Source organism: Gordonia sp. CNJ-863 (genome assembly GCF_001942325.1).
GTDB lineage: Bacteria > Actinomycetota > Actinomycetes > Mycobacteriales > Mycobacteriaceae > Gordonia > Gordonia alkanivorans.
Window position 1 is genome coordinate 36912 of sequence record NZ_MKKG01000010.1, and the last position, 15246, is coordinate 52157.

Below are 15246 nucleotides of genomic sequence, written 5' to 3' on the forward strand. Positions count from 1 at the left end.
CGGCTGGGTAGAGTACGGCCATGGATGTACTACGCAACGTCGTAATTCTGCTGCACATCGTCGGCTTCGCTGTGACGTTCGGTGCCTGGTTCGCACAGGTGGTCGCCCGCGAGTTCCGCTTCACCCGGGCCATGGACTACGGCATCCTGCTCTCGCTGCTCACCGGCCTGGCACTGGCGGCACCGTGGCCCGCCGGAATCGATCTCAACTACCCGAAGATCGGCATCAAGCTGGTGATCCTGCTCGTGCTCGGCGCGATCCTGGGCATCGGCAGCGCCCGTCAGAAGCGCACCGGCGAACCGGTTCCGCGGGCGCTGTTCTGGACGGCCGGCGCCTTGTCGCTGCTCGCTGCCGGACTCGCCGTCATCTGGTGACCATCTCCAGGCGATAGACACACATCGTCGGTTCGGGCCGGACGGTGACCAGGTCGTGATTCGTCTTCTCGGCGGGACGGCCGAATGCGCCGACATGGGTGATGACCCGAAAGGACACCACCCGGTCGCCGTCCGGTGTGTGCGCGACGATCTGACCGATCGAGGATTCCTTGACCTCGGACCCGGCGCCCGAGTGCCGCAGCTGCTCGACCAGCCCCAGCAGGGCCACCGCCGCGACGAAACCCACCAGCCACCACCTCGTGCGGCGTCGGTGTCGGTGTCGCGCAGGCGGGCGGGGCCATCGACTCTCGGGTCCGGTGTGACCGTTCGTCATCTGGCTCCCCCCGCGGGCCGGAGCCCTCGTGGAGCCCCCTGTCAGGATTGAACTGACGACCGCTCGCTTACAAGGCGAGTGCTCTACCACTGAGCTAAGGAGGCGTGCGTGCGCGAGTATATCCACCGCGCATGCGCCTGCCCCAGCGGACCCGGTCAGCCCGGGATCGCGGCGACCGCCTCGATCTCCACCAACTGGTCGTCGTAGGCGAGGACCGAGACACCGAGCAGACTGCCGGCCGGCTTGTGATCGCCGAAGGCCGCCGTCACCGCATCCCAGGCGACCACGAGGTCGGCCTGCAGGTGTTCGGCGACGAAGACGGTCACCTTGGCGACGTCGGACAGCGACGCACCGGCCTCCGCCAGTGCCACCTCCAGGTTCGCCATGCACTGCCGTGCCTGTTCGCTGACGTTCCCGGGGGCGACGGTGGCGCCCTGTTCGTCGATCGGCGCAGCGCCCGCGGTGAAGACAAGACTGCCGGGGGCCACTGTCGCGCTGCGGGTGTGACCGTCGAGGGGACCGTTGATCTGCACTGATGACATGCCGCGATCCTAGAGTGCGGTGGGGGCTCGCAGCGCTGCGTGGGACCGGCCGTGTCCGGGTAGTTCACATCTGAGATCGATTCGGTGCCAAGATCGAAGCGGCAGTCGACGATGTTCGACGACTCCCGACCGAACGCGAATGCTCGACTGACACAAGGAGGCATGCGTGCGCGAGTTCCTCGGCCGCGCGCTTCGTCGACTCACCGGAACCCGGCAGGCGACGATCGACACGATCGAGCCCGGCAGCATCATGGTGTCGCCGCGGAAGCCGATCGAACCGTTCGACGTCGCGGCGATCACCGAGGTCCTCGACCTCGCCACCAAGATCGGCGCCGTGTTGCTCGACTCGGGGACCGGCGCGATCGACACGCAGACCCAGATCAAGTTCGTCGCAGGTGTTTACGGTCTCGAGGACGTGGACGTCGACGTCACCTACAACACGATCGTCGTCAGCTCGCGACGCGGCGCGACGCTTCCGCCGATCACCACGATGGAGCAGGTCTACTACCGCTCGATGGACTTCACCCGACTCGCCCAGGTGGATCGGCTCGTCCGGCGCATCCGCGACTCCGGCATCACGCCGTCGACCGCTCACCGCATGGTCGACGAGATCATCACCGCCCCACACCCGTACCCGCACTGGGTCGCGACGGTGGCGTGGGGCGCGATGGCGTCGGGCATCTCCGTCCTGCTCGGCGGTCAGTACCTGGTCGCCGCGCTGGCCTTCGTCACCACGGTCGCGATCGTCCTGGTCAACCGGAACCTCAACCGGATCGGTACGCCCGTCTTCTTCCAGCAGCTCTCCGGCGGATTCATCGCCGTCGTCCCCGCGGCCCTCGTCTTCGGCGCGGCCGAGAGACTCGGTGTGGAGATCGCACCCTCGCAGGTCATCGCCGCGGGCATCGTCGTCCTGCTCTCGGGGCTGTCGCTCGTCGGTTCGGTGCAGGACGCCATCACCGGCGCTCCGATCACCGGCGTCGCCCGGTTCTTCGAACTCCTGCTCATGACCGGCGGCATCATCGCCGGCGTCGGTATCGCCATCCGACTGCTCGAGGCGGGCGGCATCTTCCTGCCCACGATCACCACCTCGACCAGCTTCGAGGCGGTCGAGTTGCCGGTCCGAGTGGCCGCGGGCGCCTTCGCCGCCTGCGCCTACGCGCTGGCCAGTTACGCCGAGACCCGCGCGCTCGGCGTCGCCTTCCTCGGCGGCCTGATCGGCACCGCGGTCGCGGCGTCGGCGACCTTCACCTCGATCGGCGACGTCATCGCCAACGGTTTCGCCGCGGCCTTCGTCGGCCTGGTCGGTGGCCTCCTGGCCCGTCGTGCGCTGACGCCGCCGCTCGTCGTCGCGGTCGCGGGCATCACCCCGCTGCTCCCGGGTCTCGCGGTCTACCGCGGTCTGTACGGCATCCTCAGCGAACAGACGCTCAGCGGCTTCACCTGGATCGCGAACGCCCTCGCCATCGGCTGCGCGCTCGCCGCCGGCGTCACCCTCGGTGAGTTCGTCGCCCGGTCGCTGCGCCGCCCCCAACTCCCGCCACGACCCGACTGGAGTCTGCGGCGCCGCCTCCTCGCCCAGCGCGAGGCCCGCGAGGGCCGAACGGTCCGTCAGAACCGTCGGTGGCCGCCCCCACCGCGGCGGTTCTGAGCACCCCCGCGACCCGGGTAGAATGGCGAATCGGGCGCGCCACCCATCGGCCGCTCCAGCCCGCACCGCTTCGAGCCACACCGCGACACCGCACGCACGACGAGGGGACTCACATGCCCGCGAAGACCACCGACATCGCCGACGAAGAACTGGAACCGGTAGCCGACGAGACCGCCAATTCGGCGCGCCGCGTCGTGGCCGCCTACGCCACCGACGCCGACGAGTGCCGGATGCTGCTCGCAATGCTGGGGATCGCACCGGGCGAGAACGCCTGATCCGGTGACGCCGCGACCGGCTGGAACCGGGACCGCCCCCATCCGTGACAACGAGTCCGGGGAGGGGCCGAACCGGGCTGCTCCGCACGACGGCGCAGAGTTCGTCGTCGTCGCCAACCGTCTCCCCGTCGACAAGGAGATCCTGCCCGACGGCACGATCAACTGGAAGCGGAGTCCCGGCGGTCTCGTGACCGCCCTCGAGCCGATCCTGCGCGCCAACACCGGCGCCTGGGTCGGTTGGTCTGGCATCCCCGATTCCGATGACAATCCCCCGGACATCGAGGGCATCGACATCCACGCGGTGCCGCTGTCCACCCAGGAGATCGCCGAGTACTACGAGGGCTTCTCCAACGCCACCCTGTGGCCGCTCTATCACGACGTGATCGTCAAACCCGAGTACCACCGCGAATGGTGGAACACCTACGTCGAGGTGAACCGGCGGTTCGCCGAGGCCGCGTCGCGGGCGGCCGGCGAAGGTGCTGTCGTGTGGGTGCAGGACTATCAGCTGCAGCTGGTCCCCAAGATGCTGCGCATGCTGCGGCCTGATGTGAAGATCGGCTTCTTCCTGCACATTCCGTTCCCGCCGGTGGAACTGTTCATGCAGATGCCGTGGCGCACCGAGATCGTCGAAGGTCTCCTGGGCGCCGACCTGATCGGTTTCCATCTCCCCGGCGGCGCACAGAACTTCCTCTTCCTCGCCCGCCGGCTGGCCGGCCAGGCCACCAGCAAGGGCACCGTCGGCGTCCGCTCCCGTTTCGGCGTGGTGCAGGTCGGCTTCCGCACGGTGCGCGTGGGCGCGTTCCCCATCTCGATCGACTCCGGTGAACTCGCAGCGTTGGCCAAGACCAAGAAGATCCGGGATCGGGCCGCCGCGATCCGCCGCGAACTCGGCAATCCCAAGACGATCATGCTCGGCGTCGACCGCCTCGACTACACCAAGGGCATCGACGTCCGGCTCAAGGCGATCTCGGAGCTACTGGCCGAGGAACGGCTCGATCCGTCCGAGACGGTGATGATCCAGCTCGCCACGCCCAGCCGGGAACGCGTCGAGAGTTACAAGCAGATGCGTGCCGGCATCGAGCAGCTGGTCGGCAACATCAACGGCAACTACAGCCACACGGTGAGCCGCCCGGTCGTGCAGTATCTGCACCGGCCGGTGCCACGCGACGAACTGATCGCCTTCTTCGTCGCCGCCGACGTCATGCTGGTGACACCGCTGCGCGACGGTATGAACCTCGTGGCCAAGGAGTACGTCGCCTGCCGCAGCGATCTCGGCGGCGCTCTGGTACTCAGCGAGTTCACCGGTGCCGCAGCCGAACTGCGTTCGGCGTATCAGGCCAACCCGTACGATCTCGACGGGATCAAGGACGCCATCGCGGCCGCGGTGAACCAGAGCCAACACGAGGGACGCCGCCGTATGCGGGCGCTGCGCCGCCAGGTGCTCGCACACGACGTCGACAAGTGGGCCCGCAGCTTCCTCGGCACGCTCGGGGAGAACTCGGAGACCGAGCTGGAACCGAACCGTGGTGTGCACCTGGTCACCGACTCCCTCGACGACGCATGAGTGACACCGGGATTCCCGCGGACCTGCGTGCGGCCCTCACCGCGGCCGCACGCGCTCGCCGGTTGCTCGTCGCATCCGATTACGACGGATGCGTGGCGCCGATCGTGTCGCGCCCGGAGGACGCGGTCCCGAACCCGGCGTCGATCACCGCACTCGAGTCGGCCGCAGCACTGGCCGACACCGAGGTCGCGGTCATCTCCGGTCGTGAAATCGCCGTCCTCGCAAGCCTTTCCGGCCTGGGTGTACCGGTGACGCTGGTCGGGAGTCACGGCAGCGAGTTCGACACCGGGTTCGCGGTCGAGGTGACCGACGCCGCGCGCTCCCTGCTCGTCCGGCTCATCGACGAACTGCGTGACATCTCAGCACGTTTCCCGGGTTCGACGGTCGAGACCAAACCGGCGAGCACCGTGCTGCACGTGCGCAATGCGGATCCCGACGACGCCGCGACGGCACTCGAATGCGCACGATCGGGCCCCGGCTCCTGGGACGGCGTGCATTCCACCGAGGGCAAGTGCGTGCTCGAACTCGCGGTCATCGAGACCAGCAAGGGGCATGCGCTCGACACCCTGCGGGTACGGCTCGACTGCGACGTAGTCATCTACCTCGGCGACGACGTGACCGACGAGAAAGCCTTCGCACACCTGCGGCCCGAGGCCGGCGACATCGGCATCAAGGTCGGCGACGGTGCCACCGCAGCCGGATTCCGCATCGAGGACACCGACGACGTCGCAGCCGTCCTCGACTACGTGGCCACCGAACGCCGAGCCGCGCTCGACGCCTGAGCCGGTTCAGCCGATCATGACCCGGGCGGTCGAGTCGTCGTAGGGCAGCGCACCGCGAACGGTCGCGGTCACCTCGTAGTTGTTGAGCGTGATCGTGCCGCGGTGGTTGTCGAGGAATGCGGTGTCCGCGGCGTCGCGCCCGGTGGCGATCCGCACGAGCGATTGCCGCGGCGCCAGACGCGTCGCGTCGACGACCACCCATTCGCCGTCGATGATCGCCTCGGCGACGGCGTGGAAGTCCATCGGGGAGCACCCCGGCGCGTATACGGCGACGAGCCGGGCGGGGATGTTCAGCGCCCGCAGGAGCGCCACGACGAGATGCGCGTAGTCGCGGCACACACCCGCCCCGGCGAGCAGGGCGTCGACCGCACCGTCGATGGGATCGCTCGCCCCGGGCAGGTAGTTGAGCCGATGCTCGACGAAGGCCACCACCTGGTTGAGGAGCTCCTCTTCGGGCAGCGACAGATTGAACTGGCCGGCCACGAATCCGAAGAACTTGTCGCACTCGGCGTATCGGCTGGGGCGCAGGTATCGCGACCGGTCGGTGCTCTCCACCGGGATCGGGTCCGCGGGGGTGAGGATCTCGGCGGTGTAGTCGATCGTCAGCAGTCCGCGGTCGAGCTGCATCCGGTGGATTCGCGATCCGTGATCGGCGACGAGCTCCTCCACGGCGACCGGACTGCCGCCCAGCTCGATCTTGAGTTCCTCCTGCAGTTGCAGGCCGGGCCGCTTCGCCACCGTGATCTGCATCTCGAGTTCGGTCGGGTCGTCGATGCTCACCTCGAGTCGGGCGGACACATCGCGGGGCAGGGTCATGTCCCCACCGTAGGTGATGACTTCCCGCCCGGCACATACGGCGGTGCCGCACGCGAACGACATGCCGTTTCAGAGTGTGGCGACAGCGGCGATCGGATCGGCGTAGATGACGCTGAGGGCGACCACGACCGCGGCGCTCTCCTGAACGTGCACAACGAATCTCGACGGCGCGATCTCCAGCGGCCGGTCGAGCGTCGACGCCTCGTCGAACGACGCCTGCACCGGGGCAAGTCCGTGCGGGTGCGCTGAGAACGCGTCGCCGGCGACGACGATCGTGTCCGGGTTGATCACGTCGCGGATCATCGCGACCGCCTCCCCGAGGACCCGCGCGCGTTCGTCGACGATGCGCGACGAGTCCGGATCGATGCCGAGGCGGTGGGCTGCCGCCTGTGCGGCGGCGTCGCCGATGACGTTCTGCAGCCGCACCCGGGTGTGTCCCGGGGCGAGCACCGGCGCGGACACGGGCAGATGCGCGATGGTCCCGGCCCCTCGCTCGGGGACGTGGACCCGGCCTTCGAGAGTCATTGCCATACCGGCGGTCTCGCGTGCGTAGAAGAACAGTCCGGTGCCTGATTCGTCGCGCGATCCGGCCAGCAGGAGTTCCGCGGCGGCCATCGCCTCCACGTGCTCACACACCGACACCGGGGTGTCGAGTCGGTCCGCAAGGGTTTCGCCCACCGGAAGTTGGTGCCACCCGAGAACCCGGTGATCCACCACACCCGTCTCCGCGTCCACCGCACCGCCGAGCGCCACACCGCCCCACAGCAGACGGCGTCCGCCGAACCGGCCGGCGAGTTCGGCGAGCTGCGTGCACAGTTGCTCGATCGCCTCCTGGTGGTCACCCGACGGGGTGAGCACGGCATGGCTGTGCAGGGTGCGTCCACCGAGATCCGCGATGACCAGGACCGCGCGCCGCGCACCGATGTGCAGTCCCGCGACGCACAGCGAATCCCGGTCGATGGTCAGCGGGTTCTTCGGCCTGCCAATGGTTTTCGGCCCCACGAGATCGGGACGTTCGGTGATGAGACCGTGGGCGGCGAGCGCATGGACCTGACGGTTGATCGTCGCGGCGGACAGCCCGGTCGTCGAGGCGAGCTGATCCCTGGTCACCGGCCCACCGACCCGGATCGCGTGCAACACCGCGGCCGCCGGAGTGGACGTCAGTTGCAGCGCCGCCGGGATCACTCCCCCACGCATGGGACGAATGTAGCAGTGCGCGAGTGCACGCCGAGGCTTCCGGCGGTGTCATGGGCGAGGTTGGCACGCATCGTAAGGTGGGCCCATGAGCCCTGACACCGCCACCGACGCCACCGCCCAGACCACCGACCAGCGACCGATCGCCGTCGTCACCGGCGCGAGTTCCGGGATCGGTGCCGCCACTGCTCGCCAACTGGCGGAGCAGGGCTACCACGTGGTGCTCGGCGCACGACGCGTCGATCGCGTCGAGGCGCTCGCCGCCGAGATCGGAGGAACCGGAAAGCAGCTCGACGTCACCGACGAGGACTCGGTCGCCGCGTTCGTCGAAGGCCTGGACCGCGTGAACGTGCTCGTGAACAACGCCGGCGGCGCCAAGGGCCTCGACCCGGTGTCCACCGCGAACCTCGACGACTGGCGCTGGATGTGGGAGACCAACGTCCTGGGCAGCCTGCGGATCACGAAGGCCCTCCTCCCCGCACTGATCGCATCCGGGGACGGACTGATCGTCGCGATCACCTCGATCGCAGCGCTGGAGGCCTACGACAACGGCTCCGGCTACACCTCGGCCAAGCACGCCCAGGCGGTCACCCACCGCACTCTGCGATACGAACTCCTCGGCAAGCCGGTGCGTCTCACCGAGATCTGCCCGGGCATGGTCGAGACCGACTTCTCCCTCGTGCGGTTCGAGGGCGACAAGGAACGCGCTGACGCCGTCTACCAGGGCCTGACCCCGCTGACCGCGGATGACGTCGCCGAGGTCGTCGGCTTCGTCGCGTCACGGCCGCCGCACGTGAACCTCGACCAGATCGTCCTCATGCCGCGCGATCAGGCGTCGGCTCGCCGGAACATCAAGACCGGCTAGCGGGGTGCGGGAACGTTGGAGGTCGGGGCGCCGCTCGGCGTCGCCGGCACCGACGACTCCGTCACCTCACCCTTGATCGCCGACATGCCCTGCCAGGTCTCCCAGTCGAAGATCCAGTCGTAGATGTCACCGTCGGCCTCCGACAACGGGATTCGCGTACCCGAGACCTCGACCGGGTCACCGTAGACGGCCACCCGGAAGTAACGTTCGGCGTCGGCCTCGGACAGGTTGATGCACCCGTTGGTGACGTTCGCCGTGCCCTGGACGTTGACCGTCTCGGGGTTGGCGTGGATGAACTCGCCGTTGTTGGAGATGCGCACGGCCCAGCGTTCCCGGATGTTGAAGTAACCGGCCGCCGGGTTGCTCATGAAGAACTCTTCGTACTTCTCGGTGACCACGTGGATGCCGGAACGGGTGACGTTGCGGTCGAGGTCGCCGCCGCCGTAGCTGCAGGGCAACGACATCAGTTCGACGCCGTCACGCAGCACGTCGATGCGGTGCGAGGACTCGACGGCCCTCACGACCTGCGCGCGGCCGATTGAGAAGTCGCTCGTCACGTCCGCGGCCCCAAAGGCGCCGCCACCGTGATCGAGGCCGTACAGCTTGGCGTCCATGTGGACTCTGGTGCCGGGTGCCCAGTACTCGCGGGGACGCCAGTGGACACGTGAACCGTTGTCCTCGCCGAGCCACGCCCACGACCCCTCGGTGGGCGGCGTGGTCGTGACGGTGAGCGCCCGCTCCACCGCTTCCTTGTCCTCGACGGTTCCGTTGAACTTCAGGATGATCGGCGCGGCGATACCAACCTCCTGACCATCGCCGATGTTGACCACGACGTTCAGCTGGCTCGACGGTTCGAGGGTGGTGAAGCTCCCGGCGACCGGCTCGGTCTTGCCGTCGGTCCCGATGGCCGTCCCGCTCCAGGTGTATTCGGTGCCGTATCCCAGGGGCTCGGCGATGGTGTAGCTCGTCCGGTCCTCCGACAATCGCCCGTTCACCACCCGCCCACGGGGGTTCGTCAGCTTCACGTCCGGGTTGAGCGTGCCGCCCTCGGCCTGCACGCCGATCTCGGCGATCGGACTGGGCGCCTCACCGTCGAGCGGAGGGGTGAAGGTCAGTTGGACCTTCGGCTCGGCAGGTTTGTCGTCGCCCGGGCCGGAACCGGAACCCGTACACGCCGCGATCGCGACCCCGAGTACGCCGACCCCGGCCGCGGCGAGCACAGCACGTCGGTTCACCGGGGCCTGAGAAGTCATCACCCGAACAAGCCTACCGATCTGCGGTTGTCGTTCGCGGAGCTGACGACTCACGGTTGCGGATCGTCGGCGGCGGTCGTCGCGGACGGCATGTGGGCGCGCTCGCCCGCGTGGTCCATGATCGACAGCACCTCGGCCGGGCCGTCGTGAGCGCAGATCGCATGCGGGATCATGGTCGAGAATTCCGCCGCATCCCCCTCCGGGACGATGATCGCGCGGTCGCCGAGCAGGAGCCGCACCGTCCCGGAAAGCACCGTGAACCATTCCCGACCGGGGTGAACCCGCAGGTCCCCGAGCGGTTGTTCACGCTCGAAGCGCATCTTCGCGACCGTCACCCCCTGCGGGCTGTTCTCCCGGGACAGCAGCCATATCGTCATCCCCTCGGCGGTGTGCGGCTGGGGACGGATCACGACGTCGGTGTCATCGGCGGGTTCCACGAGCTGATCCAGTGTCGTTCCCAGCGCCCGTGCGATCGGGACCAGCTGGTCCAGCGCGACCCGGCGGTGACCGGTCTCGATACGGCTCAGCGTCGACGGGGAGAGGTAGCACCGCGCGGCCAACGCATCGAGGGTCCAGCCCTTGGCCAGCCGGAGACCACGAATGCGCTGCCGGACCACCGCGTCGAGTTCTTGCGTCATAGGCAAGAATATATGCCCATCGAGCATGGGTGCGCTACCGTCGACGCCATGACCCACTCGCATTCCCGCTCCCATGGACACGACCATGACCACGACCACTTGGCGTCGGCGCTCGACCTCGATGCCGAACTCCTCGGCAGCTACATCGACGACGCGGCCACCGTGATCACCCGACATCTCGGACGGGCACCGCAACGGATCGTCGACCTCGGCGCAGGAACCGGCACCGGCACCGAGGCCCTCGCCCGCCGGTTCGGTGCAACCCACCTCATCGCGGTCGACAGCTCCGCGGAGATGATCACTCGCGTCGGCGAACGGGCCCGCGCCGGCGGATTCGAGTCGCGAACCACCACCGTGGTGGCCGACCTCGACGACGGTCTGCCACCGCTGCACTCCCCCGACGTCATCTGGGCCGCGTTGTCGCTGCACCATGTCGCCGACCCCGCGGCTCTCCTGCGCGAGGCCGCGTCCGCGCTCGCTCCGGGCGGCGTCGTCGCGATCGTCGAGATGGACGGCCTCCCTCGCTTCGCGCCCGATGCCGACTCGGCCCTGGGCACGCTCGAGGACCGCTGCCACCAGGCCGCGGCCGGTGCCGGATGGGAGGCGCTCGCCGACTGGACCGAAACCCTCGGCGAGGCAGGCTTCGACGTCGTCCACCGCGACACGATCCGCATCGCACGCACCGGCCCCAACGAGACCATCGCCCGGTACGCGGTCCACTGGTTCGGTCAGTTCCGGCACCGGCTGGCCGAGGTGCTCGCGGATTCCGACCTGGCACTTCTCGATTCCCTCATCGACCCCGATGACCCCGCGTCGCTGCATCGGCGCGCCGACCTCACCCTCACCGCCGGACGCCGGCTGTGGATAGCGCGGCCGGCCGGCGATCACGACGTCGCCATCATCGGCGGGGGCTCCGCGGGGTTGAGCGCCGCGACCACACTGGCCCGTTCCCTGCGTTCCGTCGTCGTCATCGACAGTGGTGATCCGCGCAACGCACCGGCCGAGGGTGCACACAACGTGCTGGGTCAGGAGGGCATCTCCCCGCTAGAGCTGCTGTCCAGGGGACGCGACGAGGTCCGCGGCTATGGCGGAGAGGTCCGCTCCGACACCGTCGTCGACGCCCGCCCGGACGGCGATCGGTTCATCCTCTCGCTGGCATCCGGCGGAACGGTGCGGGCGCGACGCCTCCTGCTGGCGACGGGCCTCGTCGACGAGTTGCCCGAGATCCCGGGCGTCGCCGAACTCTGGGGGCGCGACGCGCTGCACTGTCCGTACTGCCACGGCTACGAGGCTCGCGGTTCACGGGTCGTGGTGCTCGCGACGAGCCCGATGTCCGCCCACCAGGCATTGCTGTTCACACAGCTCAGCGACGACGTCACCCTCGTCGCGCAGGCTCCGGATGCCATCGGCGACGAGGACCGCACGAACCTGGCCGCCGCCGGGGTGTCGATCATCGACGACACCGTCAAGCGGCTTCGCACCCGGGACGACGCCGGTACAGCTCGCCTCGACGGCGTCGAACTGTCCGACGGCACGGTCCTGAAGGCGGACGCCGTCGTCGTCGCACCGAGATTCGCGGTGCGCGGCGACCTCTACGAACGACTCGGCGGCACGCTGTCGCAAACCCCGATGGGCGAGGTCATCGAGACCGGACCGATGGGCGCGACCGCGATCCCCGGCGTCTGGGCGGCGGGTAACAACACCACACTCAACGCGGTGGTGACCGTCGCGATGGGCGAAGGGGTGTCGGCCGGTGCGGCGATCAACGCCGATCTGGTGATGGCCGACGTGCTACGCGGGAAAGCCGTCGAGCACGGCCGCTGACGACGACAGGCCCAGCCGGGTGGCGCCCGCCGCGATGAGTTCGGCGGCGAACTCGGCCGTCCGGATGCCACCGCTCGCCTTCACCCCGACGCGGTCGCCGACCGCGGCGCGCATGAGGCGAACCGCCTCGACGCTCGCGCCGCCCGCGGGATGGAAACCGGTCGAGGTCTTCACCATTCCCGCGCCGGCCTGCTCGGCACGGCGGCACACCTCGGTCACCGTGTCGGGACCGGCGAGCTGCAGGAGCGCCGCGGACTCGATGATCACCTTGAGCAGCGTCGAATCCCCGACCGCCTCGCGCACGGTCAGGACGTCGGCGAACACCTCGTCGAACCGGCCGTCGACCGCCGCGCCGACATCGATCACCATGTCGACCTCATGCGCCCCGGAGTCCACCGCCAGCCGGGCCTCGGCGGCCTTGACCAGCGAGTGGTGCTTACCCGAGGGAAAGCCGGCGACCACGCAGGTCCGCTGCTCACCGGTGTCGATCGGGAGCATCGACGGCGACAGGCACACCGCGAACACGCCGAGACGGGCGGCTTCGGCGACGGTGGCCTCCGCGTCCGCGCGGGTGGCCTCGGGCTTGAGAAGTGTGTGGTCGATGATGGCGGCGACGTCGCTACGCCGCAGGTCCGTGTTCGTCACATCGACGAGCTTGGCACACTGTGGGTCGTGACAAGCGGACAGCTGACCCCCACCGACCAGACCGAGCATCGCTATGTGCTGACGCTCGGCTGCCCCGACCGCACGGGCATCGTCGCCCGCATCTCGACCTTCCTGACCGATGTCGGGGGCTGGATCACCGAGGCCGCGTACCACTCCGACGACGACACCGGCTGGTTCTTCACCCGGCAGGCCATCCGCGCCGACGAGGTGTCGTTCACCGCCGACGAACTCCGCGCGCGCTTCGCCGAAGAGGTCGCCTCCGAACTCGGCCCCGAGACCGAGTGGCGCCTCACCGACACCCGTGACACCAAGTCCGTCGTGCTGCTGGTGAGCAAGGAAACCCACTGCCTCATCGACCTCCTCGGTCGTGCGCATCGAGGCGAGCTGCCGGCGACCATCCGGGCCGTCGTCGGCAACCACCCCCAACTCGAAGAGCTGGCAACGCGTTTCGAGATCCCGTTCCACCATGTCCCGTTCGGTGAGCGCAAGGCCGATGCCTTTGCCGAACTCGCCCGGATCGTCGACAGCTACCAGCCCGACGCCGTGGTCCTCGCACGGTTCATGCAGATCCTGCCCCCGAAACTGTGCGAAGCGTGGGCCGGCCGTGCGATCAACATTCACCACAGCTTCCTGCCGAGCTTCATCGGCGCCCGCCCGTACCACCAGGCATTCGCCCGGGGCGTCAAGCTGGTCGGTGCGACGTGCCACTACGTCACCGCCGAACTCGACGCCGGACCGATCATCGAACAGGACGTGATCCGAGTCGATCACAGCGACTCGGTGACCGACATGGTGCGTCAGGGCCGCGACATCGAGACGCTGGTCCTGTCCCGCGGCCTGCGCTGGCACCTCGAGGACCGCGTCCTCGTTCACGGCCGGAAGACCGTGATCTTCAACTAGTTCGGAACTTCGACTAGTTCAGGGCCCGCTCGTAGAACGACCACGAGCGGTGCAGCTGGTCCTGCCAGTAGCCCCAGGAGTGGGTGCCGGTGGGCGGCAGGTCGACCGTCGCCGGGATGTTCAACTGCTGCAGCCGGTTCACCAGCTGCAGGGTGCAGGTCATGGTGCCGCCCTCGATGGCGCCACCGACCAGGATCTGATCGGCGAGGGTGTCGGTCTTCTTCACGTACGCCGGGTTGTCGTACTGCCCGGGCAGGCCGGTCGCATTGGAGATGTACAGCTTGGTGCCACGCAGCTTGTGGGCGTTGATGACCGGATCGTGCTTACGCCAGCCGGGTCCGTTGTACGGGCCCCACATGTTCCTGGCGTCGCCGCCGCCGCGGACCTCGACGACCAGCCGGATGCTGTTCTGGCCGAACGGGTCGGCGGTGGTCGGGCAGCCGCTGTAGGAACCGACTGCCTCGTAAAGACCCGGATGCTCGATCGCGAGGTTCAGGACCGAGGTTCCCGACGAGGAGATGCCACCGATCGCGTTGCGCCCGGAGGTGTTGAAGTTCGCGTCGAAGACCGGAGGCAGTTCCTTGCCCAGGAACGTCGACCACTTGTGGACGCCGAGCTCGGGGTCGGGCTTCTCCCAGTCGGTGTAGTAGCTGAACTGCCCCTGGTTGGGGATGACGACGTAGAGGTTCTTGTTCTTGGTGAACTCGACGATGTCGGTCTTCGCCAGCCAGTTGGCGCCGTCCTCGCCGCCGCCCGCGCCGTTGAGGAGATAGAGGACCCCACGTGGCTTGGACTCGTCGGCCGGCTTGATCACCGTCAGCGGGATGTCTTTGTTCATCGCATCGGAATGCACGACGATGTCGGTGACCCGTTCGGTGGGCGAACCCGCGGTCACGAGACTCGGCGCCGCGGCTGCCATGCCGGCGGTGCCGGTGGCCGACAGCGTGAGCCCGATGCCCAGAGCGACCGCGATCGCGGCGCCGCACCTGCGCAGACGCTGGTTCATGCATTCCTCCTCGTCGAGTCCCCGACAGGCCCCGGGGCGGGCATGGGTCTTGTCAGATGGACCGTATCGTGTCGGGCTGCCGGGCGGACACGCACCGCGGATCATTCAACCGCCCGGACTCCCCGCTGACGACTGTTCGGCCCCGCTCGACACGAATCGCCTCACAGCCGGGGCCGTGAGGCGATTCGAAAAGACTGGTCGGACTACTCCGGCGTGTCGGAACCGCTCTCGAGCGAGCCGGTGAACACACCGAGGATCGCTTCGGTGATCGCGTCGGTGACGGCACCTTCGATTGCATCGCCAATTCCAAAGCTCATGGGAACTCCTTCGTTCATGGGGGAAAGATTCGATGTGAGCGCCTGCTCCCACCTGTGCGGCGGCTCGAGACAGAGATTACATATCCGTCTCGACAATGTCTCCATTATTCCCGGGGACTTGTCACGAATACTTCTTTCGCCATCGACCGATGTCACAAAAGTCCAGCTCACACCACTGCGTTAATACGAACAATGGAATTCAGTGGGACGATCGTCCATCAAACCCGCGAAAACAATGGCCATTAGCA

Annotated in this window: 16 protein-coding genes and 1 tRNA gene; 8 read left to right on the forward strand and 9 right to left on the reverse strand. The window is 68.2% G+C overall.

Features of this window, described 5'->3' with window-relative positions:
• The first annotated feature begins 20 nt into the window (after nt 1-20).
• Nucleotides 21-374, forward strand: a complete 354-nt coding sequence (locus BJF87_RS05515; RefSeq protein ID WP_006358365.1) for a hypothetical protein — start codon at nt 21-23, stop codon at nt 372-374.
• On the opposite strand, the gene BJF87_RS05520 is transcribed toward BJF87_RS05515, so the two are convergent.
• The 3 genes from BJF87_RS05520 to BJF87_RS05530 form a co-directional block, all read right to left on the reverse strand.
• Complete coding sequence (locus BJF87_RS05520) at nt 364-621, reverse strand: hypothetical protein (protein WP_006358364.1); 258 nt, start codon at nt 619-621, stop codon at nt 364-366. The genes BJF87_RS05515 and BJF87_RS05520 overlap by 11 nt on opposite strands.
• A 116-nt stretch (nt 622-737) precedes the next feature.
• Nucleotides 738-812, reverse strand: a tRNA-Thr gene (locus BJF87_RS05525).
• Between the two features lie 51 nt (nt 813-863).
• Nucleotides 864-1250: a RidA family protein gene (locus BJF87_RS05530; protein ID WP_006358363.1), complete on the reverse strand. Its 387-nt coding sequence runs from the start codon at nt 1248-1250 to the stop codon at nt 864-866.
• A 166-nt stretch (nt 1251-1416) separates the two neighbouring features.
• Here BJF87_RS05530 and BJF87_RS05535 point away from each other — a divergent pair, with 166 nt between their 5' ends.
• The 4 genes from BJF87_RS05535 (at nt 1417) to otsB (ending at nt 5519) form a co-directional block, all read left to right on the forward strand.
• Nucleotides 1417-2898 (forward strand): threonine/serine exporter ThrE family protein, encoded by a 1482-nt coding sequence (locus BJF87_RS05535; protein WP_006358362.1) that lies wholly within the window; start codon nt 1417-1419, stop codon nt 2896-2898.
• 113 nt (nt 2899-3011) lie between these two features.
• Nucleotides 3012-3173 (forward strand): hypothetical protein, encoded by a 162-nt coding sequence (locus BJF87_RS26245; protein ID WP_005200235.1) that lies wholly within the window; start codon nt 3012-3014, stop codon nt 3171-3173.
• 4 nt (nt 3174-3177) lie between these two features.
• The gene (locus BJF87_RS05540) at nt 3178-4737 is read left to right on the forward strand and encodes a trehalose-6-phosphate synthase (protein ID WP_187346469.1); all 1560 of its coding nucleotides are present in this window, start codon (nt 3178-3180) and stop codon (nt 4735-4737) included.
• On the forward strand, nt 4734-5519 hold the full coding sequence (otsB, locus tag BJF87_RS05545; protein ID WP_075862796.1) for a trehalose-phosphatase: 786 nt from the start codon (nt 4734-4736) through the stop codon (nt 5517-5519). Before BJF87_RS05540 ends, otsB begins: the two co-directional genes overlap by 4 nt.
• Before the next feature lie 6 nt (nt 5520-5525).
• Here otsB and BJF87_RS05550 read toward each other — a convergent pair whose 3' ends face one another.
• Both BJF87_RS05550 and BJF87_RS05555 read right to left on the reverse strand, forming a co-directional pair.
• On the reverse strand, nt 5526-6335 hold the full coding sequence (locus BJF87_RS05550) for a transglutaminase family protein (protein WP_075862806.1): 810 nt from the start codon (nt 6333-6335) through the stop codon (nt 5526-5528).
• A gap of 69 nt (nt 6336-6404) precedes the next feature.
• The gene (locus BJF87_RS05555; protein ID WP_075862797.1) at nt 6405-7532 is read right to left on the reverse strand and encodes an ROK family transcriptional regulator; all 1128 of its coding nucleotides are present in this window, start codon (nt 7530-7532) and stop codon (nt 6405-6407) included.
• 85 nt (nt 7533-7617) lie between these two features.
• Here BJF87_RS05555 and BJF87_RS05560 point away from each other — a divergent pair, with 85 nt between their 5' ends.
• Nucleotides 7618-8394 carry an SDR family NAD(P)-dependent oxidoreductase gene (locus BJF87_RS05560; protein WP_035752019.1) on the forward strand — a complete coding sequence of 259 codons (777 nt, stop codon included), beginning with the start codon at nt 7618-7620 and terminating at the stop codon, nt 8392-8394.
• Here the strand turns inward: BJF87_RS05560 and BJF87_RS05565 are convergent.
• Nucleotides 8391-9647: an Ig-like domain-containing protein gene (locus tag BJF87_RS05565; RefSeq protein ID WP_035752020.1), complete on the reverse strand. Its 1257-nt coding sequence runs from the start codon at nt 9645-9647 to the stop codon at nt 8391-8393. The genes BJF87_RS05560 and BJF87_RS05565 overlap by 4 nt on opposite strands.
• A 50-nt stretch (nt 9648-9697) precedes the next feature.
• A complete protein-coding gene (locus BJF87_RS05570) occupies nt 9698-10285 on the reverse strand; it encodes a helix-turn-helix domain-containing protein (RefSeq protein ID WP_005200248.1) in 588 nt (195 codons plus the stop codon).
• A 48-nt stretch (nt 10286-10333) separates the two neighbouring features.
• Between BJF87_RS05570 and BJF87_RS27070 the strand changes: the two genes are divergently transcribed.
• The gene (locus tag BJF87_RS27070) at nt 10334-12109 is read left to right on the forward strand and encodes an FAD-dependent oxidoreductase (RefSeq protein WP_316042958.1); all 1776 of its coding nucleotides are present in this window, start codon (nt 10334-10336) and stop codon (nt 12107-12109) included.
• Here the strand turns inward: BJF87_RS27070 and deoC are convergent.
• Nucleotides 12077-12823 (reverse strand): deoxyribose-phosphate aldolase, encoded by a 747-nt coding sequence (gene deoC / locus BJF87_RS05580; RefSeq protein WP_035752116.1) that lies wholly within the window; start codon nt 12821-12823, stop codon nt 12077-12079. The genes BJF87_RS27070 and deoC overlap by 33 nt on opposite strands.
• On the opposite strand from deoC, the gene purU reads away from it, so the two are divergent.
• Nucleotides 12782-13675, forward strand: coding sequence for a formyltetrahydrofolate deformylase (purU, locus tag BJF87_RS05585; RefSeq protein WP_035752119.1), 894 nt, complete (start codon nt 12782-12784; stop codon nt 13673-13675). The two genes, deoC and purU, sit on opposite strands and share 42 nt — an antisense overlap.
• Nucleotides 13676-13688: 13 nt before the next feature.
• On the opposite strand, the gene BJF87_RS05590 is transcribed toward purU, so the two are convergent.
• A complete protein-coding gene (locus BJF87_RS05590; RefSeq protein ID WP_035752022.1) occupies nt 13689-14681 on the reverse strand; it encodes an alpha/beta hydrolase family protein in 993 nt (330 codons plus the stop codon).
• Nucleotides 14682-15246: the final 565 nt, after the last annotated feature.

Coding starts and splice junctions, on each gene's coding strand:
- BJF87_RS05515 (WP_006358365.1), top strand. CDS start 21: ATGGATGTACTACGCAACGTCGTAATTCTGCTGCACATCGTCGGCTTC.
- BJF87_RS05530 (WP_006358363.1), bottom strand. CDS start 1,250: ATGTCATCAGTGCAGATCAACGGTCCCCTCGACGGTCACACCCGCAGC.
- BJF87_RS26245 (WP_005200235.1), top strand. CDS start 3,012: ATGCCCGCGAAGACCACCGACATCGCCGACGAAGAACTGGAACCGGTA.
- otsB (WP_075862796.1), top strand. CDS start 4,734: ATGAGTGACACCGGGATTCCCGCGGACCTGCGTGCGGCCCTCACCGCG.
- BJF87_RS05550 (WP_075862806.1), bottom strand. CDS start 6,335: ATGACCCTGCCCCGCGATGTGTCCGCCCGACTCGAGGTGAGCATCGAC.
- BJF87_RS05555 (WP_075862797.1), bottom strand. CDS start 7,532: ATGCGTGGGGGAGTGATCCCGGCGGCGCTGCAACTGACGTCCACTCCG.
- BJF87_RS05560 (WP_035752019.1), top strand. CDS start 7,618: ATGAGCCCTGACACCGCCACCGACGCCACCGCCCAGACCACCGACCAG.
- BJF87_RS05565 (WP_035752020.1), bottom strand. CDS start 9,647: ATGACTTCTCAGGCCCCGGTGAACCGACGTGCTGTGCTCGCCGCGGCC.
- BJF87_RS05570 (WP_005200248.1), bottom strand. CDS start 10,285: ATGACGCAAGAACTCGACGCGGTGGTCCGGCAGCGCATTCGTGGTCTC.
- BJF87_RS27070 (WP_316042958.1), top strand. CDS start 10,334: ATGACCCACTCGCATTCCCGCTCCCATGGACACGACCATGACCACGAC.
- deoC (WP_035752116.1), bottom strand. CDS start 12,823: ATGCTCGGTCTGGTCGGTGGGGGTCAGCTGTCCGCTTGTCACGACCCA.
- BJF87_RS05590 (WP_035752022.1), bottom strand. CDS start 14,681: ATGAACCAGCGTCTGCGCAGGTGCGGCGCCGCGATCGCGGTCGCTCTG.